Source organism: Serratia sp. CY47444, from assembly GCF_052168635.1.
In the GTDB taxonomy this organism is placed as follows: Bacteria; Pseudomonadota; Gammaproteobacteria; order Enterobacterales; family Enterobacteriaceae; genus Serratia; species Serratia bockelmannii.
Genome location: NZ_JBJNMH010000007.1, coordinates 149,724 through 170,705 on the forward strand (window position 1 = coordinate 149,724; position 20,982 = coordinate 170,705).

The window sequence follows — 20,982 nt, forward strand, 5'->3', positions numbered from 1 at the left end:
GCACCCGGCGGGGCAGAACAAACTGCGTGATTCAGTGTGTGATGATTATGCCTGGCTAGGCAGCAGCGCCGCAGGCAGCAGCGATGTCAGGTGACCGGCCGCCAAAAGTTGGCTGGCGGCTTCAATGTCGGGGGCGAAGAAACGATCCTTGTCGTAGAAACTGACATGCTCGCGCAGCAGACGGCGCGCCTGCTCCAGACCTTCCGAGGTCTTCAGGCCGTTGCGGAAATCCAGGCCCTGGCAGGCGGCCAGCCATTCGACCGCCAGAATGCCGCGCACGTTGTCCGCCATGCTCCACAGGCGGCGACCGGCGGCCGGCGCCATGGAGACGTGGTCTTCCTGGTTGGCGGAGGTCGGGATGCTGTCGACGCTCGACGGATGCGCCAGCGCTTTGTTTTCGCTGGCCAGCGCCGCGGCGGTGACCTGGGCGATCATGAAGCCGGAGTTCACGCCGCCGTTTTCCACCAGGAACGGCGGCAGTTGCGACATGTGTTTGTCCATCATCAGCGAGATGCGGCGTTCGGACAGCGAACCGATTTCGGCAAACGCCAGCGCCAGGTTATCGGCGGCCATCGCTACCGGTTCGGCGTGGAAGTTGCCGCCGGACAGCACGTCGCCCTGTTCGGCGAACACCAGCGGGTTATCGGAGACGGCGTTGGCTTCGATTTCCAGCACCTCGGCGGCCTGGCGGATCTGCGTCAGGCAGGCGCCCATCACCTGTGGCTGGCAGCGCAGGGAGTAAGGATCCTGCACTTTTTCACAGTTGCGGTGCGAGTCGGAGACTTCGCTGCGCGCGCCGAGCAGGTGGCGATAGGCGAGGGCGGCGTCGATCTGGCCGCGCTGGCCGCGCACCTCGTGGATACGCGCATCGAACGGGCTGCGAGAGCCCAACGCCGCTTCCACCGTCAGACTGCCCGCCACGGTCGCAGCGGCGAACAGATCTTCGGCATCGAACAGGCCGCGCAGCGCGAAGGCGGCGGAGACTTGGGTGCCGTTCAGCAGCGCCAGGCCCTCTTTCGCCGCCAGCGTCAGCGGTTTCAGGCCGGCTTTGGCCAGCGCTTCGGTCGCCGGCAGCCATTGGCCCTGATGGCGCGCCTGGCCTTCGCCCAGCAACACCAGGCTCATGTGCGCCAGCGGCGCCAGGTCGCCGGAGGCGCCGACTGAGCCTTTCAGCGGAATATGCGGATAAACTTCGGCGTTGACCAGCGCGATCAGCGCCTGAATGACTTCCAGACGAATGCCGGAGAAGCCGCGCGACAGGCTGTTGATCTTCAGCACCATGATCAGGCGCACCAGGTTGTCGTCGGTCGGCTCGCCCACGCCGGCGGCGTGTGACAGCACGATCGAACGCTGCAGGTTTTCCAAATCGTCGCGGGCGATGCGGGTCGAAGCCAGTAGGCCAAACCCGGTGTTGATGCCGTAAGTGGTGCGGTTTTCTTCAACGATGCGTTCCACGCAGGCCACGCTCTGTTGGATAGGGCCGTAGGCGTTGTCGTCCAGCGTCAGCGTCACCGGATGTTGATACACGTCGCGTAGCTGGGCCAGCGTCAGTTTGCCTGGGCGAATAGTCAGCGCTTTCATGCTTTTTCTCCTTGGGTCGCGGCAACCATCGGCAGGTTCAGGCCTTGCTCGCGGGCGCAGTCGATAGCGATATCGTAACCGGCGTCGGCGTGACGCATGACCCCGGTAGCCGGGTCATTGTGCAAGACGCGGGCGATGCGCTCGGCGGCCTCGTCGGTGCCGTCGCAGACGATCACCATGCCGGAGTGTTGGGAGAAGCCCATGCCGACGCCGCCGCCGTGGTGCAGGGAAACCCAGGTGGCGCCGCTGGCGGTGTTCAGCAGGGCGTTCAGCAACGGCCAGTCGGAAACCGCATCGGAACCGTCTTTCATCGCTTCGGTTTCACGGTTCGGGCTGGAAACGGAGCCGGAATCCAGGTGGTCGCGGCCGATGACGATCGGGGCGGACAGTTCGCCGCGGCGCACCATCTCGTTGAACGCCAGGCCCAGCTTGGCGCGCTGGCCGAGGCCAACCCAGCAGATGCGCGCCGGCAGGCCCTGGAAGCTGATGCGCTCGCGCGCCATGTCCAGCCAGCGGTGCAGGTGTTCGTCATCCGGGATCAGCTCTTTCACCATGGCGTCGGTTTTGTAGATGTCCTGCGGATCGCCGGACAGCGCCGCCCAGCGGAACGGCCCGATACCGCGGCAGAACAGCGGACGGATGTAGGCCGGCACGAAGCCCGGGAAGTCGAAGGCGTTGTCGACGCCGGTTTCTTTCGCCATCTGGCGAATGTTGTTGCCGTAGTCGAAGGTTGGCACGCCCATCTGCTGGAACGCCAGCATGGCTTTGACGTGATCGGCCATCGACTGCTTGGCGGCGGCGACCACTTTGGCCGGCTCGGTTTGCGCGCGCTGGCGATACTCTTCCCAGCTCCAGCCCTTCGGCAGGTAGCCGTTCAGCGGATCGTGGGCGCTGGTCTGGTCGGTGACCATGTCCGGGCGCACGCCGCGGCGCACCAGCTCAGGCAGGATTTCCGCCGCGTTGCCGCACAGAGCGATGGAGATGGCTTTGCCTTCTGAGGTGTATTTCTTGATGCGGGCCAGCGCGTCGTCCAGATCTTTGGCCTGCTCATCGACGTAGCGGGTTTTCAGACGGAAATCGATGCGGCTCTGCTGACATTCGATGTTCAGCGAGCAGGCGCCCGCCAGCGTCGCGGCCAGCGGCTGCGCGCCGCCCATGCCGCCCAGACCGGCGGTCAGCACCCAGCGCCCCTGCAGGCTGCCGTCGTAGTGCTGGCGGCCCGCTTCAACGAAGGTTTCATAGGTGCCCTGAACGATGCCCTGGCTGCCGATGTAGATCCAGCTGCCGGCAGTCATCTGGCCGTACATCGCCAGGCCTTTGGCGTCCAGTTCGTTGAAGTGTTCCCAGGTTGCCCAGTGCGGCACCAGGTTGGAGTTGGCGATCAGCACGCGCGGCGCGTTGCTGTGGGTTTTGAATACGCCGACCGGTTTGCCGGACTGCACCAGCAGGGTTTCGTCTTCTTCCAGCGTTTTCAGGGTTTCGACGATCTTGTCGTAGCAATCCCAGTCGCGCGCGGCGCGGCCGATGCCGCCGTACACCACCAGCTCGTGTGGGTTCTCCGCAACTTCAGGATCGAGGTTGTTCATCAGCATGCGTAACGGCGCTTCGGTCAGCCAGCTTTTTGCGTTTAATTGTGTGCCGCGTGGCGCGCGTACATCGACATTGCGAACTTTGTTATTTGTAGTCACAGCAGTTTCCTCAAACAGTATCGGTGCAGATTCCATGCCGCGGTGGGGATGAGTACCACGGCATAACAATGCGTAGGGCTTATTAACATATACTTGTATGTACAAGCATATGCAACACTGACCAGTTGCCGCTGAAAAGTGGCATAAGAAAAAGTTATTTTCTTTTTATATCAGGTTGATATGCGAGTTTTTATCGCCGGTCCCAGGTACGGAAAGCCGGAGAAAAGTGAGCTGTTCGGCAAAAATGAATTAAAATTGACTCATTTTTGGGCGGCTAGTCACAATATTTTTACAGTCTGATTACAGTTGACGGCGCAGGATAAAAAAGCCCTATCACCGAAGGAAGAAAGCCCGCCGTGGGCGGGCTTGCAAGGGTCAGGCGGCCGGCTGCAGCGTCGGTTTGCGGCTCATCTTGCACACCGTGGCGATGGCGGCGATCAGCGCCGGCACGCACAGGAACATCAGGATGCTCTGCACTTCCCACTGCATCGCCAGCAGTTGGGCGCCCATCATGGTGCCGGCGACGCCGCCGAAGCGGCCGATGCCCTGCATCCAGGCGATGCCGGTGGCGCGGCTGTGGGTCGGGTAGAAGGTCGCCGCCAGCGTTTGCAGCCCGGACTGCGCGCCGTTCATGGTGACGCCCATCAGGAAGATGAAGGCGCCCAGCAGCACGATCTGTTTATCTTCGGTGGCCATCGCCACGATCAGCAGGGCGGTGACGACAAAGCCGCTCGAGACCACTTTATGCGCATTCCAGCGATCCATCAGCCAGCCGGCCACCAGAATGCCCAGCGTGCCGCCGAAGGTGAACAGCGAGGTGAGCATCGCCGATTGTTCCAACTGGTAACCCAATCCCTGCATCAGGATCGGCATCCAGCTCAGCAACACGTAGTAGATCACCAACCCCATAAAGTAGGTCAGCCACAGCATCAGCGTGCCGAGCAGATAGGGGCGGCTGAACAGCAGGCCGACGCTGGTTTTGGTCTGCGCCAGCTTCTCTTCGTACAGGTAAAAACGCGTCACGCCGTCGAGGCTCCGGCTAACGAAGCGCTGCGCGATGCGCTTGATCTTCGCCGCATCCTGGCCGCGGTTAACCATATATTTAACCGACTCCGGCAGCAGCAGGATCAGCAGAACCGTCAATACCAGCGGCGCGATGGCGCCGAGCAGCAGCACACTGTGCCAGCCGTAGCTCGGGATCAGCCACGATGAAATGGCGCCGCCGCCGGCTGCGCCCAGCGGAAAGCCGCAGTACATGGTGTTGATCGCCAGCGAACGGCAGCGCTGCGGCGCGTATTCGGAGATCAAGGTAATGGCGTTGGGCATCGCCGCCCCCAGCCCGAGGCCGGTGAGGAAGCGCCACAGCGTCAGGCTGTTGAGCGAACCGGCGTAGGCGGTGGCCAAACTCGACAGGCCGAAGAACAGGCAGGAAAACACCAGCACGCGCTTGCGGCCGATGCGGTCGGAGATCGGCCCGGCGATCAGCGCGCCGAGCGACAGCCCCAGCAGCGCGGCGCTCAGCACCGGCCCCAGATCCTGTTTGACGATGCCCCAGTCTTTGGCGACCGAGGGGGCGATATAGCCCATGGCGGCGGTATCGAAACCGTCGATGGCGAGGATCAGGAATCCGAGAATGATCAGGGTCCAGTGAAACAGCGAAAACTTGCTGTCGTCGATGGCCTGTTGAATGTTTAACTCGCTGGTGGAATGAGTCATGGCACCCTCTAAACGCAGATGTAGTCGTGATGGAACGTGGCCGAAACTGGCGCTCGGCTTGTGTTTGCTTGTATATACATCTGCGCGTCAGCGCTTTATGTCAAATATAATTATCTTATTTGTTAACTGCGTGTTGTTTTCTGTGGAGCAGGTTGCACCGCCGATGAAAGGCCAAAGACCGGTTAACAAATTAAATGAACGCCATTGGCGGTGAGATATGCTGATGGCGGCGCGGAGGATAAAATTTAATACAATTTTGGCCGTTTGGTCGCCGGGCCGGAATCTGCGATAATCGCTTTTTACTTTTCCAGATTGAGAAACCGATGCAGTACCCGATCAACGAGATGTTCCAAACCTTGCAGGGCGAAGGCTTTTTCACCGGCGTGCCGGCCATTTTCATCCGCCTGCAGGGCTGCCCGGTAGGGTGCAGTTGGTGCGATACCAAACATACCTGGGAAAAGGAAGCCCATCGGGAAGTCGACCTGCAACGGATCCTGGTCAAAACAGAAGAGAGCGACGCCTGGGGCAATGCCAGCGCCGAGCAGCTGTTGGCGGTGATGCGCCAACAAGGCTACACCGCGCGTCATGTGGTGATCACCGGCGGCGAACCCTGCATTTACGATCTGGCGCCGCTGACCGAGCTGTTCGAACAGCACGGCTACCGTTGCCAGATTGAGACCAGCGGCACCCACGAAATTCGCTGCTCCGCCAACACCTGGGTGACGGTTTCGCCCAAGGTGAATATGCGCGGCGGCATGAAAGTGCTGGATCAGGCGCTGCGGCGCGCCGACGAGGTGAAGCATCCGGTGGCGCGCGAGCGCGACATCGAGGCGCTCGACGCGCTGCTGGCGACGCTGCAGGACGACAAGGCGCGGATTATTGCGCTGCAGCCGATCAGCCAGAAAGAAGAGGCGACCCGCCTGTGTATCGAAACCTGCATTGCGCGCAACTGGCGGCTGTCGATGCAGACCCACAAATATCTGAATATCGCCTGAGTTTATTGGCCGGAAGCGTTAGAACGAGACAGGAGTTGCCGGTGAAGATTTTATCGCGTGCATTCGAGGCGGTGACGGAAGCGGAATTGCGGTCGATTCGCTCACTGTTGTCCGACGCTTTCCCCGAGATAACCGACGGATTTTATCTGCAGCATGCGCCGGTTTGCCTGGTGATCGCCACGGAAGGTGAGGCGATCGTCGGCCAACTGGCGGTGCATGAGCGGCCGGTGCTGATTGACGGTGAGGCCGAGGTGATTGGCATCATCGGGCTGGTGGCCGTGGCACAAACGCATCGCCGCCGCGGCGTGGCCGCAAAAATGTTGGTGCAGGCGCATGACTCTCTGCGCAGTAAAGGGATCGCATATTCCATACTGTTTGCGGTAAGCGAAAAATACTATACCGGCGCCGGCTATCGGGCGATGGAAAACGAGACGGCGTTCATTGAGGATGGCGAGAGCAAAACGTTTGTCTATCGCGGGGGAATGGCGTTGAGCCTGTCGGAAAGGCCCTGGGCGGCGCGGCACCTGGATCTGCAAGGCGAGGTAGTGTGAGGGTATCTGCACATACCCTCACGGCATCAACCTTTATATACGCATCCCGCCGTACAGGTCTCTTTCACCATCACCGCAGTCAGTTCCGGTAACTGGGGCTTGAGCTGCTGCCAAATCCAGGCGGCGAGCACTTCGCTGGTGGGATTTTCCAATCCTGGAATATCGTTCAGATAATGGTGATCCAGCCGCTCCCAGATCGGGGAAAACACAGCCTTGAGCTCGGCGAAATCCATCACCCAACCGGTGTGGGGGTCCACTTCACCGGTCACTTCCAGACGCACCATAAACGAATGCCCATGCAGACGGCCGCATTTGTGGCCCTCCGGTACATGCGGCAAACGGTGTGCGGCTTCAAACTGAAAATCTTTAAACAGCGTGGTTGCCATTATTACGGCCTCATTGACTCAAAAACCGCCGCATAGTACCGGAAAGCGCGCCTGCTTGCCATTTATACCGTTATGGTCTACCGCCACGGCAAACGCACCCGGTTAACACTTTTTTTGTTTGGTGTCTGCGGCACCTATCGGCTGGGGTTATGAGCCGAAATGTTGAACGGTGAAAAAATGATGAAAAAAAGTGCTTTATTTTCATCTGGATAAAAAACTTTGTTTAACGGTTTAAGCGTTATCCCTTACCAGAAAAACAGCTTAGTCATTTTGGTTATGATTTATTGCTATCCCTTATTTAATCGTTGCTATTCTGCTCGGTAACCTTACAAACTCTCCTGATCTTTTCCGCACACCCGACGCAGCGAAGAGACAGCGACTGGCACTGGCGCGCGCCTGGCAGGAAAGGCGCTAAGTATAGGAAATAAGTACAGCAATGACGACTCAGGCTCCTCCAACATCTTTGCTCCCGCTGACGCCCGAACAGCTGGCGCGCTTGCAGGCAACGATCGGCGACTATTCGCCGACGCAGCTGGCGTGGCTGTCCGGTTATTTTTGGGGCATGGTCAATCAACAGCCCGGAGCCGTGGCCATTGCGCCTGCCGCCCCTGCGGCTGCGGCCGCCATCACCATCATTTCCGCTTCGCAGACCGGCAATGCGCGCCGCCTGGCGGAGCAGTTGCGCGACGATCTGTTGGCCGCCAATCTGAGCGCCACGTTGGTCAGCGCCGGCGACTACAAGTTCAAGCAGATCGCTCAAGAGCGCCTGTTGGTGATCGTCGCCTCCACACAAGGGGAAGGCGAACCGGCGGAAGAAGCGGTGGCGCTGCATAAATTCCTGTTCTCGAAGAAGGCGCCGAAGCTCAATGACACCGCGTTTGCGGTGTTCGGGTTAGGCGACACCTCTTATGAGAATTTCTGCCAGTCAGGTAAAGATTTCGACGGCAAGCTGGCCGAGCTGGGTGCCGAGCGCCTGGTGGAGCGCGTAGATGCCGACGTGGAGTACCAGGAGCTGGCCGCCGCCTGGCGCAAACAGGTGGTGTCGGTGCTGAAGGCGCGCGCGCCGGCGGAAAGCGCTGCGCCGGGCGTGTTGGCCAGCGGCGCGGTTGACCTGATCGACAGCAGTCCGTACAGCAAGGAACAACCGCTCACCGCCCAACTGGCGGTCAAGCAGAAAATTACCGGCCGCGCGTCGGATAAAGACGTGCGCCATATCGAGATCGATCTGGGCGACTCCGGCCTGCGCTATCAGCCGGGCGATGCGCTCGGCGTATGGTTCGACAACGATCCGGCGCTGGTGGACGAACTGGTGCAGCTGTTGTGGCTGAAAGGCGACGAGCCGGTCGAGGTGGAAGGGCAGACCCTGCCGCTGGCGCAGGCGCTGCGCAGCCATTTCGAACTGACGCAGAACACCACGCCGATCGTCGATAAATACGCCGCGCTGTCGCGCGACGAAACGCTGATCGGTCTGTTGGCGGATAAGGCTGCGCTGCAGCAGTATGCGCACAACACGCCGATCGTCGACATGGTGCGCCAGGCGCCGGCGGATCTGAGCGCCGAACAGCTGGTCGGGCTGCTGCGTCCGCTGACGCCGCGCCTGTACTCCATCGCCTCTTCGCAGGCGGAGAACGAAAGCGAAGTGCACATCACCGTGGGCGTGGTGCGTTACGACATCGACGGGCGCGCCCGCAGCGGCGGCGCCTCCGGCTTCCTGGCGGATCGCCTGGACGAAGACGGTGACGTGCGTGTGTTTATCGAGCACAACGACAACTTCCGCCTGCCGGCCAATCCGGAAGCGCCGGTGATCATGATTGGCCCGGGCACCGGCATCGCGCCGTTCCGCGCCTTTATGCAGCAGCGCGACGCCGACGGCGCCGGCGGCAAGAACTGGCTGTTCTTCGGCAACCCGCACTTTACCGAAGATTTCCTGTACCAGGTCGAATGGCAGCGCTACGTGAAAGACGGCCTGCTGACCCGCATCGATCTGGCCTGGTCCCGTGACCAGCAACATAAAATATACGTACAAGACAAACTGCGCGAACAGGGCGCAGAAGTGTGGCGCTGGATTCAGGAAGGCGCGCACATTTACGTCTGCGGCGATGCCAATCGCATGGCGAAAGACGTGGAAAACACATTACTGGAACTGGTGGCCGAGCACGGTGGCATGGATACCGAGCAGGCGGATGAATTTTTAAGTGAGCTGCGCCTTGAGCGCCGTTATCAGCGAGATGTTTACTGATGAGTGATAAACACCCCGGGCCTTTGGTAGTCGAAGGCAAACTGGCCGATGCGGAGCGCATGAAGAAGGAAAGCAACTTCCTGCGTGGCACCATCGCCGAAGATTTGAACGACGGCCTGACCGGCGGCTTCAACGGCGACAACTTCCTGCTGATCCGTTTTCACGGCATGTACCAGCAGGATGACCGTGACATTCGTGCCGAACGCGCCGAGCAGAAGCTGGAGCCGCGCCACGCCATGATGCTGCGCTGTCGCCTGCCGGGCGGCATCATCAGCCCGCAGCAGTGGCTGGGCATCGACAAGTTCGCGCAGGAGAGCACGCTGTACGGCAGCATTCGCATCACCAACCGCCAGACGTTCCAGTTTCACGGCATCCTGAAAGGCAACGTCAAACCGGTGCACCAGCTGCTGAACCGCCTGGGGCTGGACGCGCTGGCGACCGCCAACGACGTGAACCGCAACGTGCTGTGCACCTCCAACCCGGTGGAGTCCGAGCTGCATCAGGAAGCCTACGAGTGGGCGAAGAAGATCTCCGAACACCTGCTGCCGCGCACCCGCGCCTACGCCGAGGTGTGGCTGGATCAGGAAAAGGTGGCCACCACCGACGAAGAACCGATTCTGGGGCCGACCTACCTGCCGCGCAAATTTAAAACCACGGTGGTGATCCCGCCACAGAACGACGTCGATCTGCACGCCAACGACATGAACTTTGTGGCGATCGCCGAAAACGGCAAGCTGGTAGGCTTCAACCTGCTGGTGGGCGGCGGGCTGTCCATCGAACACGGCAACAAGAAAACCTACGCGCGCCAGGCCAGCGAGTTCGGCTACATTCCGCTCGAACATACGCTGGCGGTAGCGGAAGCGGTGGTGACCACGCAGCGCGACTGGGGCAACCGCACCGATCGCAAGAACGCCAAGACCAAATACACGCTGGAGCGCGTCGGGGTAGATGTTTTCCGCGCCGAAGTGGAAAAGCGCGCCGGCATTACTTTCGCGCCGATCCGGCCGTATGAATTCACCGGCCGCGGCGATCGCATCGGTTGGGTGAAGGGCATCGACGATCAATGGCACCTGACGCTGTTTATCGAGAACGGCCGCCTGCTGGACTATCCGGGGCGCCCGCTGAAGACCGGCATGGCGGAGATCGCCAAGATCCATAAAGGTGACTTCCGTCTGACGGCGAACCAAAACGTGATCATCGCCGGCGTGCCGGAAAGCGAGAAGGCGAAGATCGAAGCCCTAGCGCGCGATCATGGCCTGATCGACGACGAGATCAGCGAGCAACGCAAGAATTCGATGGCCTGCGTGTCGTTCCCGACCTGTCCGCTGGCGATGGCGGAGGCCGAGCGCTTCCTGCCGCAGTTCGTCACCAAGGTGGAGGGGATCATGCATCGGCACGGGGTGGGCGACGAGCATATCGTGCTGCGCATTACCGGCTGCCCGAACGGCTGCGGCCGCGCGCTGCTGGCGGAGCTGGGGCTGGTGGGCAAGGCGGTCGGCCGTTATAACCTGCATTTGGGCGGCAACCGCGAAGGCACGCGCATTCCGCGCATGTACCGCGAGAACATCAACGAAGACGAGATCCTGAACGAGATCGACCTGTTGGTGGGGCGCTGGGCGGAGGAGCGCAACGGCGGCGAAGGCTTCGGCGACTTCACCGTGCGTGCGGGCATCGTCAAACCGGTGCTGGATCCGGCGCGAGATTTCTGGGAGTGAGGCCGGGCGGCCTCTGGGCAGAGGGGCCGCGCAGGTAATTTCAAGCATCAGGAGAGACAACATGGCTGAATTCGATCTGGCGGCGCTGAACGCGTTGCCCAAATCCGGGCAGGCGCTGGCATTGGCGGTAGTCAACGGCCAACTGGAGACCCTCAGCGCCGAACAGCGCGTTGCATGGGCGCTGGAGCATCTGCCCGGCGAGTTCGTACTCTCGTCCAGTTTCGGCATTCAGGCGGCGGTATGTCTGCACCTGGTGACGCGCATCCGGCCGGATATCCCGGTGATCCTGACCGACACCGGTTACCTGTTCCCGGAAACCTATCGCTTTATCGATCAACTGACCGACCAGCTGAAGCTGAATCTGCAGGTGTTCCGCGCCGAACAGTCTCCCGCCTGGCAAGAGGCGCGCTATGGCAAGCTGTGGGAACAGGGCGTGGAAGGGATTGAAAAGTACAACCAGATCAACAAGGTTGAGCCGATGAACCGCGCGCTGGAGACGCTGGGGGCGCAGAGCTGGTTCGCCGGTCTGCGGCGCGAGCAGTCCGGTAGCCGCGCCAATCTGCCGGTGCTGGCGGTGCAGCGTGGGGTGTTCAAGATCCTGCCGATCATTGACTGGGACAACCGCAAGATTTACCAGTATCTGACCGAACACGGGCTGAGTTATCACCCGCTGTGGGAACAGGGCTACCTGTCGGTAGGCGATACCCACACCACCCAGAAATGGGAGCCGGGCATGAGTGAGGAAGAGACGCGTTTCTTCGGCCTGAAGCGCGAGTGCGGTCTGCACGAAGGCTAAAAGAGGCGAATCACCCGACAGGGCTCAGCAATGCTGGGCCCTGTTTTTTTGTAGGCTACTTTTTCTTTTGTGCTTTCGGCGGGTGCGCCTGCGCCAACTCTTTGATCAGCGGCAGCAGGATCTGCACGCTGTCGCGGCTGCGTTTGTCGATCCGCCCCGGCAGATAGCGATCCAGATACTGCAGGTTGTCGTATTGCGGGCGGTGCCAGGTGATGCCCTGCGGGAAGTGCGGGCTGACGGCGCGCTGCTGATAGCCGTCCTTCTCCCCCAACGACCAGTTGGTGGCCTCTACCGACAATACCGGGATGCCTGCGGCATCGAACACCTCTTGATCGGAGCAGCAGCCGGTGCCCTGCGGATGCTGTGCGCTGCCTGGATTGGTGGCGGCGGCGATGCCGTAGCGATGGGCGATATCCAGCGCGCGATCGCGGGAGCGCTTCGCCATCTGCGGCGGCGTGTTGCGCCCGGCGTTGAAGTACAGCCGATCGCCAGTGATCAGGCTGTCGAGATTGATCACCAGCACGGTGTTGCTTTTCTCTTCCGCACTCATTCGCTGCAGGTAGTTCTGCGCCCCCAGCGAACCGAGCTCTTCGGCGCTGGTGGCGACGAAGCGCAGGCCGTAGGCGGTGGGGATGTTCTTCAGGCGTTCCGCCAGTTCCAGCATTACGCCGATGCCGGAGGCGTTGTCGTCGACGCCCTGCAGCGTCAAGCCACCGAGGTTGTTATCCAGATCCTCGTCGCTCTGCGGCGTATAGGTGTCGAAGTGGGCGACGACCACGATTTGTTTCGGGCTGTCGCCGTTGCGGGCGGCGATCACCGAGCTGGCGGTGACGTTGTTCCAGTTCTTCTTGCCATCTTTGCTGGTGTAGAGATAGCGCGTATTGACGCTGCGAATATCGCTTTGGTAACCCATCTTGCTGAATTGCTGCTTCAGGTAGTCGGCGGTGAGCAATTCGGCCGGGCTGCCCGCCATGCGGCCGGGGAAGTAAGTGGCGATGTGGCGGGTCTGTTCGGCGGCGAAACGGCCCATTGGCGCGTCTTTTACGGGCTGTGCGGCACACACGCTGAAGACGCCGCCGAGTGCGAGGGCCAGCAGGCTGGTCTTCAGGTAAAAACGGGAAAACATACCGAAAAATCCTTCTTTGCTATCGGCGCTGCCGATCATTTTTCTTCGGCACCCAGTATGAGACGCCGGGCGGCATTACACAATTTCCCTGTCTCTTAATTTTCGCGCCAACGCGCAAACTGCTGTCGTGAGTATCACCGTTTGCCTTCGGCGTTGCGGCCTATATTCCATAAAGGAACTAATCATTCCTTTTCGTCATTTCAGAGGCTAAATCTCAGCCCGTATAGTCACACTATCTTTCTGTTATATGAAAAGGCTGTTGTGGACTATCTACCAATATTCGCCGACCTGAAACAACGTCCGGTACTGGTCGTTGGCGGTGGTGACGTGGCGGCGCGCAAAGTCTCCCTGCTTCAGCGCGCCGGGGCTGAAATACGGATAGTTGCGCAGTCGCTCTCACCGGAACTGGAACAACAACGTCAGCAAGGGCAGGTGCTCTGGCTGGGGAAAAGCTTTGATCCGCAGCAGCTGGACGACGTGTTTCTGGCGATCGCCGCCACGGACGACAACGCGCTGAACGCCGCGGTGTTCGCCGAGGCGGATAAACGCCGGGTGCTGGCCAACGTGGTGGACGATCAGCCGCGTTGTTCGTTCATCTTCCCGTCGATCATCGATCGCTCGCCGCTGGTGGTGGCCGTATCGTCCAGCGGCCAGGCGCCGGTGCTGGCGCGGTTGCTGCGCGAAAAGCTGGAGGCGTTGCTACCCGCCAGTTTGGGGCAGATGGCGCAGGTGGCGGGCCGCTGGCGCGGCCAGGTCAAACAGCGGTTGGCCTCGATTGGCGAGCGTCGCCGTTTCTGGGAAAAAACCTTCGGTGGCCGTTTCGCCACGCTGGTGGCCAACGGCCAGACGGCGCAGGCGGAACGCCAGCTGGAGCAGGATTTACACCGCTTCGCCGCAGGCGATGAGGGCGCCCAGGGCGAGATAGCGTTGGTGGGCGCCGGGCCGGGCGACGTGGGGCTGTTGACCCTGCGCGGGCTGCAGGTGATGCAGCAGGCGGACGTGGTGCTGTATGACCATCTGGTCAGCGGCGAAATCCTCGATCTGGTGCGCCGTGACGCCGAACGCATCTGCGTGGGCAAGCGCGCCGGCGCGCACTCGGTGATCCAGGAGGAGACCAATCGGCTGCTGGTGGAACTGGCGCAGCAGGGCAAACGCGTGGTGCGCCTCAAGGGTGGCGATCCGTTCATCTTTGGCCGCGGCGGCGAAGAGCTGCAGGTGGCCGCCGCCGCCGGCATTCCTTTCCAGGTGGTGCCGGGCGTCACGGCCGCCGCGGGGGCGACCGCCTACGCCGGCATTCCGCTGACGCACCGCGACCACGCGCAGAGCGTGACCTTTATCACCGGCCACTGCCGCCCCGACGGCGATGGCCTGGACTGGGCCGATCTGGCTCGGGCGCGGCAGACGTTGGCTATCTACATGGGCACGATGAAGGCGGCGGACATTAGCCAGCGGCTGATCGCCCACGGTCGCGCTGCCGCGACGCCGGTGGCGGTGATCAGCCGCGGCACGCGCGCCGATCAGCAGGTGCAGATCGGCACGCTGGAACAACTGGAACACCTGGCCCAACAGGCGCCGCTGCCGGCGCTGTTGGTGATCGGCGAAGTGGTGGAACTGCACCATCAAATCGCCTGGTTCGGGCATCAATCGCAGACGGAAGGGGCAGCGCGCCCGGCCGTCGTGAATTTGGCATAGGCAAGGCTTTTAAGGACCTGTTATGGACGAAAAACGACTCACTCATTTGCGGCAATTGGAGGCGGAGAGTATCCATATCATCCGTGAAGTCGCCGCTGAATTCGCCAACCCGGTGATGCTGTATTCCATCGGCAAAGACTCTTCCGTGATGCTGCATCTGGCGCGCAAGGCGTTCTTCCCCGGCACGCTGCCGTTCCCGCTGCTGCACGTCGATACCGGCTGGAAATTCCGCGAAATGTACGAATTCCGCGATCGCACCGCGAAGGAGTACGGCTTCGAGCTGCTGGTGCATAAAAACCCGGAAGGGGTGGCGATGGGCATTAACCCGTTCGTGCACGGCAGCGCCAAGCATACCGACATCATGAAGACCGAGGGCCTGAAGCAGGCGCTGAACAAGTACGGTTTCGACGCCGCCTTCGGCGGTGCGCGGCGCGACGAGGAGAAATCGCGCGCCAAAGAGCGCATCTATTCGTTCCGCGATCGCTTCCACCGCTGGGATCCGAAAAACCAGCGGCCGGAGCTGTGGCACAACTACAACGGCCAGATCAACAAAGGGGAGAGCATCCGCGTCTTCCCGCTGTCGAACTGGACCGAGCTGGATATCTGGCAGTACATCTTCCTGGAAAAGATCGACATCGTGCCGCTGTACCTGGCGAAACCACGCCCGGTGGTGGAGCGCGACGGCATGCTGATGATGGTGGACGACGATCGCATCGATCTGCAGCCGGGCGAAGTGATCAGCCAGCGCATGGTGCGTTTCCGCACCCTGGGGTGCTGGCCGCTGACCGGCGCGGTGGATTCGCAGGCGCAAACCCTGCCGGAGATCATCGAAGAAATGCTGGTCTCCACCACCAGTGAACGCCAGGGGCGGATGATCGATCGCGATCAGTCCGGCTCGATGGAGCTGAAAAAGCGTCAAGGGTATTTCTAAGGAGCCGCCGGATGAACAACGCAATTGCACAACAAATCGCTGACCAGGGCGGCGTCGAGTCCTATCTGCACGCGCAGCAGCACAAGAGCCTGCTGCGCTTTCTGACCTGCGGCAGCGTCGACGACGGCAAAAGCACCCTGATCGGCCGCCTGCTGCACGATACCCGCCAGATCTACGAGGATCAGCTGTCGACGCTGCACAGCGACAGCAAACGCATCGGCACCCAGGGCGAGAAGCTCGATCTGGCGCTGCTGGTGGACGGCCTGCAGGCCGAGCGCGAACAAGGCATCACCATCGACGTGGCCTATCGCTACTTCTCGACCGAAAAACGCAAGTTTATCATCGCCGATACCCCGGGGCATGAGCAGTACACCCGCAACATGGCCACCGGTGCCTCTACCTGCGATCTAGCGATCCTGCTGATCGACGCTCGCAAAGGGGTGCTGGATCAGACTCGCCGCCACAGCTTTATCGCGACCCTGCTGGGCATTCGCCATCTGGTGGTCGCGGTGAACAAGATGGATCTGGTGGACTATCAGGAAACGGTGTTCGAGCAGTTCAAACAGGATTACCTGACCTTCGCCCAGCAGCTGCCAGGCGACCTGGACATCAAATTCGTGCCGCTGTCGGCGCTGGACGGCGACAACGTGGCGAGCGAAAGCGCCCATATGCCGTGGTACAGCGGCCCGACGCTGCTGGAAGTGCTGGAGAGCGTTGATGTGATCAGCGAGCGAGAAAACCAGCCGCTGCGCTTCCCGGTGCAGTACGTCAACCGCCCGAACCTCGATTTTCGCGGCTATGCCGGCACGCTGTCTGCCGGCGTGGTGCGGGTGGGGCAACGGGTCAAAGTGCTGCCTTCCGGTGTGGAGTCCAACGTGGCGCGCATCGTGACCTTCGACGGCGATCTGCAAGAAGCGGTGCCGGGCGAGGCGATTACGCTGGTGCTGAAGGATGAAGTGGACATCAGCCGGGGCGATCTGCTGGTCGACGCCGGCGAAAGTCTGCAGGCGGCGCAGAGCGCGCTGGTGGACGTAGTATGGATGGCCGAGCAGCCGTTGGTGCCGGGCCAGAGCTACGACATCAAGATCGCCGGTAAAAAGACCCGCGCACGCGTGGAGAGCATCCGTCATCAGGTGGAGATCAATACGCTGGCGCAGCATCCGGCCGACACGTTGCCGCTCAACGGCATCGGATTGGTGGAACTGACCTTCGACGAGCCGCTGATGCTGGACAGCTATCAGAGCAATCACGACACCGGCGGGCTGATCTTTATCGATCGCATGAGCAACGTCACGGTTGGCGCCGGTCTGGTGCGTGAAACGCTGCAGGCCGCATCGGCGGCGCGCGGCGAATTCAGCGCCTTCGAGCTGGAGCTGAATGCGCTGGTGCGCAAGCACTTCCCGCACTGGGGCGCGCGCGATCTGCTCGGTGGCCGATAAGGTGGCCGTTGAACTGAGGGCGACCGGGCCGGACGACGAGAACGTGGTTTGGCATCCGCACGCGGTGACGCGCGCGGATCGCGAAGCGCGCAACGGCCATCGCGGCGCGGTGCTGTGGTTTACCGGGCTGTCCGGCTCGGGCAAATCCACCGTCGCCGGCGCGCTGGAGCAGGCGCTGCATGGGCTCGGCGTCAGCACCTACCTGCTGGACGGCGATAACGTGCGCCATGGCCTGTGCCGCGATCTCGGCTTCTCCGACGAGGATCGGCGCGAGAACATTCGCCGGGTGGGGGAAGTGGCCAAGCTGATGGTGGACGCTGGGCTGGTGGTGCTGACCGCGTTCATTTCGCCGCACCGCGCCGAACGGCAGATGGTGCGCGAGATGCTCGGTGACGATCGCTTTATCGAGGTGTTTGTCGATACGCCGTTGGCGATCTGCGAGGCGCGCGATCCGAAGGGATTGTATAAGAAAGCGCGCGCCGGCGAGCTGCGCAATTTCACCGGTATCGACGCGGTTTACGAGGCGCCGCAGCAGCCGGAAATCCACCTTGATGGCCAACAATTGGTAACAAATTTGATTGCGCAATTGTTAGACGTGTTGCGTGGTCAGGCTATTATCAAACCCTGAATTCAAAAAAAGCGTGTGGCGTTTTTCGCCATGCGCTTTTTACTCTAAGCCGCCGCAGAGCGAGCCGAATAACCAGGGATCACTATGCAAAATGTCACGCCTATCTTGATCGACTCCAAGCAATCAAAACAGGAGAGAGAGGAGCCTTCTTATTCTTTCCTGGGTGGCGTCAGCGGCTTTGTTTTCTACTGGCTGGCGTTCGCGTTGCCGTTTCTGGTTTACGGTTCCAACACGCTGTTTTTCCTGCTTTATACTTGGCCATTCTTCCTGGCGCTGATGCCGCTGTCGGTGTTGATCGGCATCACCCTCAGCATGCTGCTGCGCGGTCGTCTGATCTTGACGCTGCTGTTGACCGGCACCATTGTGCTGTGCCTGTTTTGGCTGGTGTTCAGCTTCCTGACCGGGTGGTGAGGGAGCGGGCGCCGATGCCGGCGCCCGAAGGATTGCAAAGCGGTGCCGAAGGTTACAAAACTTTGCTTAGAAATGCCTGAGTGCGCGGATTAGTCGGATGGCTGAAGATCTGCTGCGGTGCGCCTTCCTCCTGAATGATCCCCTGATCGATAAACAGCACCCGGTCGGCCACCTCGCGGGCAAAGCCCATCTCATGCGTGACGACCACCATGGTCATGCCCTCGTGGGCCAGCGATTTCATCACTGCCAATACTTCGCCCACCAGCTCCGGATCGAGCGCGGAGGTCGGTTCGTCGAACAGCATGATCTTCGGCTCCATCGCCAGCGCGCGGGCGATCGCCACCCGCTGCTGCTGGCCGCCGGACAGGCTGTTGGGGTAGGCGTCAATCTTGTCGAGCAGGCCGACCTTGCGCAGCAGCTGTTCAGCTTGCGTAATGGCTTCGGCGCGAGGCAGTTTCTTCACGCTTACCGGTGCCATGATGATGTTTTCCAACACCGTCATGTGCGGGAACAGGTTGAAGCGCTGAAATACCATGCCCACGCTTTCACGCATTTTGTTCAGGTCGGTTTTCTGATCGTGGACGGCGAAGCCATTCACCTCGATCTCGCCGCCGGAGAGCGTTTCCAGCGCGTTGATGCAGCGCAGGAAGGTGCTCTTCCCTGAGCCGGAAGGGCCGATGACGCACACCACTTCATTGGCGGCGATCTGACAGGAAATGCCGCGCAGCACGTGGCTCTCGCCGAACTGTTTTTGCAGGTTATGTACGCGAATCACTTTTACCGAACCTCTTTTCCATGTGTTGCACCAGCAGCGAGAGCAGGAAGGTGATGACCCAATAGACCAGCGAAATGGTCAGATAGGGCTCCCAGTAAGTGGCGTAGGCGCCGGAGACGGTACGGGCGGCATAGGCCAGATCCGCCAGGCCGATGGCGGAGGCCAGCGACGAATCCTTGACGATCGCGATGGCGTTGTTGCCCAGCGGCGGCAGCATGCGGCGGAAGGCCTGCGGCAAGATAACCTGTCGCATGGTCTTGCCGTAGCTCATGCCCAACGAACGCGAAGCCTCCATCTGGCCGCGATCGATCGATTGGATCCCGGCGCGGAAGATCTCCGACACATAGGCGCCGGCGTTGAGCGTGATCGCCACCACGCAGGAAAGAAAGGCACCGTAGTCGGCGCGCAGAGCACGGGCGAAATCGACGCTCATCAGGCCGCTGGTGACCAACAGGCCGTCGCGCGGATTGATGAACAGCGGCACCAGAGCGAAATGCACGACCATGATTTGTACGAACAGCGGCGTGCCGCGAAAGGCGCTGATGTAAATGCGTACCGGCCACTGAACGCCGTAATGCAGGATGGGTTTCCAGATGCCGTGCGGCGCCTGCGCCAAACGGCCCAGCCCGAGGATCAATCCCCAGGTGGTGCCCAGCAGCACGCAGATAATGGTGCATTTGATGGTCATCCAGGCGCCTTCCATAAACAGCGGCGCGTATTCCTGGATGATCTCCCAGCGGAAGTTCAAAGGGCGTTCCTTCTTGGTAGGCTGAAACGGTGGTGCGCCGGCGGCCTGGTGGGCGCCGGCGACAGGGCATTATTCCGCCGGCAGCGTCGGTACGTTGCTGTCGAACCAGGTTTGGTAGATCTTGGCGTAGGTGCCGTCGGCGACGATTTTCTTCAGGCCGGCGTTGATTTTGTTGCGCAGCTCATCGTTGCCTTTGGCGACGGCGATGCCGAAATACTGGCGCTCAAACTTGGCGTCGGGCACCAACTTGAAGGCTTTCTCAGGGTGGGTTTTGATATAGAACTTGGCCACGCCGACGTCGCCGACCGCCGCGCCGATGCCGTCTTCATACAGCTCCTGCAGCATCAGCGGGGTATTGTCGAAGCGCTTGATGGCGGTGCTGTTTTTACCCAGCACGTCGGACACCACGATGTCGCCGGTGCTGGAGTTCACCACGCCGACCTTCAGCGCCTTCAGCGCGGCGATGGAGTCCACCGTCGAGTCTTGCGGCACCACGATAGCCTGTTCGGCCGGGAAGTAAGGCGCCGAGAAATCAACCATTTGCTTGCGCTTGTCGGTGATGGTGATGCCGGAAATGATGATGTCGCGATCGCCGGAATTCAACGTGGCGAAGATCCCCTCCCACGGCGTATTGATCAGTTTGATTTGGAAGCCTTCGGCCTTGGCCACCGCTTTGATGATGTCGATGTCGAAACCTTCCAGCTGCTTTTGGCTGTTTTCAAACTCGAACGGCCGATAGGTGCCGCCGGAGCCGACGACGTAGGTCGTTTCAGCCGCTAACGCGGCGGTGGAGAAGGTGGCGGCTAGGCAGGCGCCGATCAGAACTAAACGTTTTAACATCGCGATCCCCGATAATGAATGGTTATATATTGGAATTATTTATGCACTATGAGTGCATAAAAATAAGCCCCAATGAATGAAAGTGCAACCACTGCATGATAATTATTCTTTCTATGGTGTTAAATATTCACTTTTGACGTTGCTTTGGCGTAAGAAATGGGTCAGCAAGCGGCGATGCAGTGGTTCTTGCTGCATAATGGGGAAAGGGCAGTGCGTGTCTCATCGGAAAATGCGCCGCGCGTGCCGGGCAAAAGGGGCTTTTTTTGCCGCTTTCACCACGGAATTAGGCGATAAAGTCGGGAATCCTTCATCCGTATTCTGAATTTGGCGTTGAAATGCCGCTCTCAGTGTGGAGTCCAACGAGAAGTTGTGGGATGATTGGTCGGTTTTTCAGGGGGCGGAGATGGGAAAACTTACGCTGCTATTGCTGGCATTGCTCGGTTGGTTACAGTATTCACTGTGGCTGGGCAAAAATGGTATTCACGATTACGTGCGAGTCAATGAAGACGTTGCGGTCCAACAGGGCAGTAACGCCAAGTTGAAAGCGCGTAACGATCAGCTGTTTGCCGAAATCGATGATTTGAACGGCGGTCAGGAAGCGATCGAAGAGCGAGCGCGTAATGAGCTGGGCATGATCAAGCCCGGTGAGACTTTCTATCGTCTGGTTCCTGACCAATCCAGACGCAACGCGGCGTCTTCCTCGCAAAATAACGCACAAAAATAAC

At 60.6% G+C, this 20,982-nt stretch carries 19 protein-coding genes; 11 read left to right on the top strand and 8 right to left on the bottom strand.

The genetic code is table 11. From position 1 onward, the window contains the following. Positions 1-45: 45 nt before the first annotated feature. From hutH to ACJ8IL_RS12040, 3 genes are all read right to left on the bottom strand, one after another. A complete protein-coding gene (gene hutH, locus ACJ8IL_RS12030; RefSeq protein WP_025301604.1) occupies positions 46-1,581 on the bottom strand; it encodes a histidine ammonia-lyase in 1,536 nt (511 codons plus the stop codon). After that, complete coding sequence (hutU, locus tag ACJ8IL_RS12035) at positions 1,578-3,269, bottom strand: urocanate hydratase (protein ID WP_025159649.1); 1,692 nt, start codon at positions 3,267-3,269, stop codon at positions 1,578-1,580. Before hutU ends, hutH begins: the two co-directional genes overlap by 4 nt. 375 nt (positions 3,270-3,644) lie before the next feature. Beyond that, entirely contained in the window at positions 3,645-4,985 is a 1,341-nt protein-coding gene (locus ACJ8IL_RS12040) for an MFS transporter (protein WP_025301605.1), read from the bottom strand. A 323-nt stretch (positions 4,986-5,308) separates the two neighbouring features. On the opposite strand from ACJ8IL_RS12040, the gene queE reads away from it, so the two are divergent. Both queE and ACJ8IL_RS12050 read left to right on the top strand, forming a co-directional pair. Continuing rightward, on the top strand, positions 5,309-5,980 hold the full coding sequence (gene queE / locus ACJ8IL_RS12045) for a 7-carboxy-7-deazaguanine synthase QueE (RefSeq protein WP_004932641.1): 672 nt from the start codon (positions 5,309-5,311) through the stop codon (positions 5,978-5,980). A 41-nt stretch (positions 5,981-6,021) separates the two neighbouring features. Further along, a complete protein-coding gene (locus tag ACJ8IL_RS12050; protein ID WP_185742327.1) occupies positions 6,022-6,531 on the top strand; it encodes a GNAT family N-acetyltransferase in 510 nt (169 codons plus the stop codon). A gap of 26 nt (positions 6,532-6,557) precedes the next feature. Here the strand turns inward: ACJ8IL_RS12050 and queD are convergent, their stop codons facing one another. Beyond that, the gene (gene queD, locus ACJ8IL_RS12055; RefSeq protein ID WP_004932638.1) at positions 6,558-6,917 is read right to left on the bottom strand and encodes a 6-carboxytetrahydropterin synthase QueD; all 360 of its coding nucleotides are present in this window, start codon (positions 6,915-6,917) and stop codon (positions 6,558-6,560) included. 436 nt (positions 6,918-7,353) lie between these two features. On the opposite strand from queD, the gene cysJ reads away from it, so the two are divergent. The 3 genes from cysJ to ACJ8IL_RS12070 all read left to right on the top strand — a co-directional run bounded on the left by cysJ (position 7,354) and on the right by ACJ8IL_RS12070 (position 11,667). Next, a complete protein-coding gene (gene cysJ / locus ACJ8IL_RS12060) occupies positions 7,354-9,156 on the top strand; it encodes an NADPH-dependent assimilatory sulfite reductase flavoprotein subunit (protein ID WP_147823050.1) in 1,803 nt (600 codons plus the stop codon). After that, entirely contained in the window at positions 9,156-10,871 is a 1,716-nt protein-coding gene (gene cysI / locus ACJ8IL_RS12065; RefSeq protein ID WP_025301610.1) for an assimilatory sulfite reductase (NADPH) hemoprotein subunit, read from the top strand. Before cysJ ends, cysI begins: the two co-directional genes overlap by 1 nt. A gap of 61 nt (positions 10,872-10,932) precedes the next feature. Beyond that, positions 10,933-11,667: a phosphoadenylyl-sulfate reductase gene (locus tag ACJ8IL_RS12070; protein WP_016929052.1), complete on the top strand. Its 735-nt coding sequence runs from the start codon at positions 10,933-10,935 to the stop codon at positions 11,665-11,667. A gap of 55 nt (positions 11,668-11,722) precedes the next feature. Here the strand turns inward: ACJ8IL_RS12070 and ACJ8IL_RS12075 are convergent, their stop codons facing one another. After that, the gene (locus tag ACJ8IL_RS12075) at positions 11,723-12,793 is read right to left on the bottom strand and encodes an aminopeptidase (RefSeq protein WP_025301612.1); all 1,071 of its coding nucleotides are present in this window, start codon (positions 12,791-12,793) and stop codon (positions 11,723-11,725) included. Between the two features lie 261 nt (positions 12,794-13,054). Here ACJ8IL_RS12075 and cysG point away from each other — a divergent pair, with 261 nt between their 5' ends. The 5 genes from cysG (at position 13,055) to ACJ8IL_RS12100 (ending at position 17,894) form a co-directional block, all read left to right on the top strand. Further along, positions 13,055-14,485, top strand: coding sequence for a siroheme synthase CysG (gene cysG, locus ACJ8IL_RS12080; protein ID WP_127146511.1), 1,431 nt, complete (start codon positions 13,055-13,057; stop codon positions 14,483-14,485). Positions 14,486-14,507: 22 nt separating this feature from the next. After that, positions 14,508-15,416: a sulfate adenylyltransferase subunit CysD gene (gene cysD / locus ACJ8IL_RS12085; RefSeq protein WP_004932620.1), complete on the top strand. Its 909-nt coding sequence runs from the start codon at positions 14,508-14,510 to the stop codon at positions 15,414-15,416. Between the two features lie 11 nt (positions 15,417-15,427). After that, entirely contained in the window at positions 15,428-16,855 is a 1,428-nt protein-coding gene (gene cysN, locus ACJ8IL_RS12090) for a sulfate adenylyltransferase subunit CysN (protein ID WP_147823047.1), read from the top strand. Beyond that, positions 16,794-17,483 carry an adenylyl-sulfate kinase gene (gene cysC / locus ACJ8IL_RS12095; protein ID WP_080271240.1) on the top strand — a complete coding sequence of 230 codons (690 nt, stop codon included), beginning with the start codon at positions 16,794-16,796 and terminating at the stop codon, positions 17,481-17,483. Before cysN ends, cysC begins: the two co-directional genes overlap by 62 nt. 84 nt (positions 17,484-17,567) lie before the next feature. Next, on the top strand, positions 17,568-17,894 hold the full coding sequence (locus tag ACJ8IL_RS12100; RefSeq protein WP_033637158.1) for a DUF3561 family protein: 327 nt from the start codon (positions 17,568-17,570) through the stop codon (positions 17,892-17,894). A gap of 52 nt (positions 17,895-17,946) precedes the next feature. Here ACJ8IL_RS12100 and ACJ8IL_RS12105 read toward each other — a convergent pair whose 3' ends face one another. From ACJ8IL_RS12105 to ACJ8IL_RS12115, 3 genes are all read right to left on the bottom strand, one after another. Continuing rightward, positions 17,947-18,669 carry an amino acid ABC transporter ATP-binding protein gene (locus ACJ8IL_RS12105; protein ID WP_043135839.1) on the bottom strand — a complete coding sequence of 241 codons (723 nt, stop codon included), beginning with the start codon at positions 18,667-18,669 and terminating at the stop codon, positions 17,947-17,949. Beyond that, positions 18,653-19,372: an amino acid ABC transporter permease gene (locus tag ACJ8IL_RS12110; protein ID WP_042706788.1), complete on the bottom strand. Its 720-nt coding sequence runs from the start codon at positions 19,370-19,372 to the stop codon at positions 18,653-18,655. Before ACJ8IL_RS12110 ends, ACJ8IL_RS12105 begins: the two co-directional genes overlap by 17 nt. A 114-nt stretch (positions 19,373-19,486) precedes the next feature. Continuing rightward, on the bottom strand, positions 19,487-20,257 hold the full coding sequence (locus ACJ8IL_RS12115) for a basic amino acid ABC transporter substrate-binding protein (protein ID WP_025301618.1): 771 nt from the start codon (positions 20,255-20,257) through the stop codon (positions 19,487-19,489). Positions 20,258-20,660: 403 nt separating this feature from the next. On the opposite strand from ACJ8IL_RS12115, the gene ftsB reads away from it, so the two are divergent. Further along, positions 20,661-20,981, top strand: coding sequence for a cell division protein FtsB (gene ftsB / locus ACJ8IL_RS12120; RefSeq protein ID WP_021505314.1), 321 nt, complete (start codon positions 20,661-20,663; stop codon positions 20,979-20,981). The last annotated feature ends 1 nt before the right edge of the window (position 20,982 follow it).

Coding starts and splice junctions, on each gene's coding strand:
- hutH (WP_025301604.1), bottom strand. CDS start 1,581: ATGAAAGCGCTGACTATTCGCCCAGGCAAACTGACGCTGGCCCAGCTA.
- ACJ8IL_RS12040 (WP_025301605.1), bottom strand. CDS start 4,985: ATGACTCATTCCACCAGCGAGTTAAACATTCAACAGGCCATCGACGAC.
- queE (WP_004932641.1), top strand. CDS start 5,309: ATGCAGTACCCGATCAACGAGATGTTCCAAACCTTGCAGGGCGAAGGC.
- queD (WP_004932638.1), bottom strand. CDS start 6,917: ATGGCAACCACGCTGTTTAAAGATTTTCAGTTTGAAGCCGCACACCGT.
- cysJ (WP_147823050.1), top strand. CDS start 7,354: ATGACGACTCAGGCTCCTCCAACATCTTTGCTCCCGCTGACGCCCGAA.
- cysI (WP_025301610.1), top strand. CDS start 9,156: ATGAGTGATAAACACCCCGGGCCTTTGGTAGTCGAAGGCAAACTGGCC.
- ACJ8IL_RS12070 (WP_016929052.1), top strand. CDS start 10,933: ATGGCTGAATTCGATCTGGCGGCGCTGAACGCGTTGCCCAAATCCGGG.
- ACJ8IL_RS12075 (WP_025301612.1), bottom strand. CDS start 12,793: ATGTTTTCCCGTTTTTACCTGAAGACCAGCCTGCTGGCCCTCGCACTC.
- cysD (WP_004932620.1), top strand. CDS start 14,508: ATGGACGAAAAACGACTCACTCATTTGCGGCAATTGGAGGCGGAGAGT.
- cysN (WP_147823047.1), top strand. CDS start 15,428: ATGAACAACGCAATTGCACAACAAATCGCTGACCAGGGCGGCGTCGAG.
- cysC (WP_080271240.1), top strand. CDS start 16,794: ATGCGCTGGTGCGCAAGCACTTCCCGCACTGGGGCGCGCGCGATCTGC.
- ACJ8IL_RS12100 (WP_033637158.1), top strand. CDS start 17,568: ATGCAAAATGTCACGCCTATCTTGATCGACTCCAAGCAATCAAAACAG.
- ACJ8IL_RS12110 (WP_042706788.1), bottom strand. CDS start 19,372: ATGGAAGGCGCCTGGATGACCATCAAATGCACCATTATCTGCGTGCTG.
- ACJ8IL_RS12115 (WP_025301618.1), bottom strand. CDS start 20,257: ATGTTAAAACGTTTAGTTCTGATCGGCGCCTGCCTAGCCGCCACCTTC.
- ftsB (WP_021505314.1), top strand. CDS start 20,661: ATGGGAAAACTTACGCTGCTATTGCTGGCATTGCTCGGTTGGTTACAG.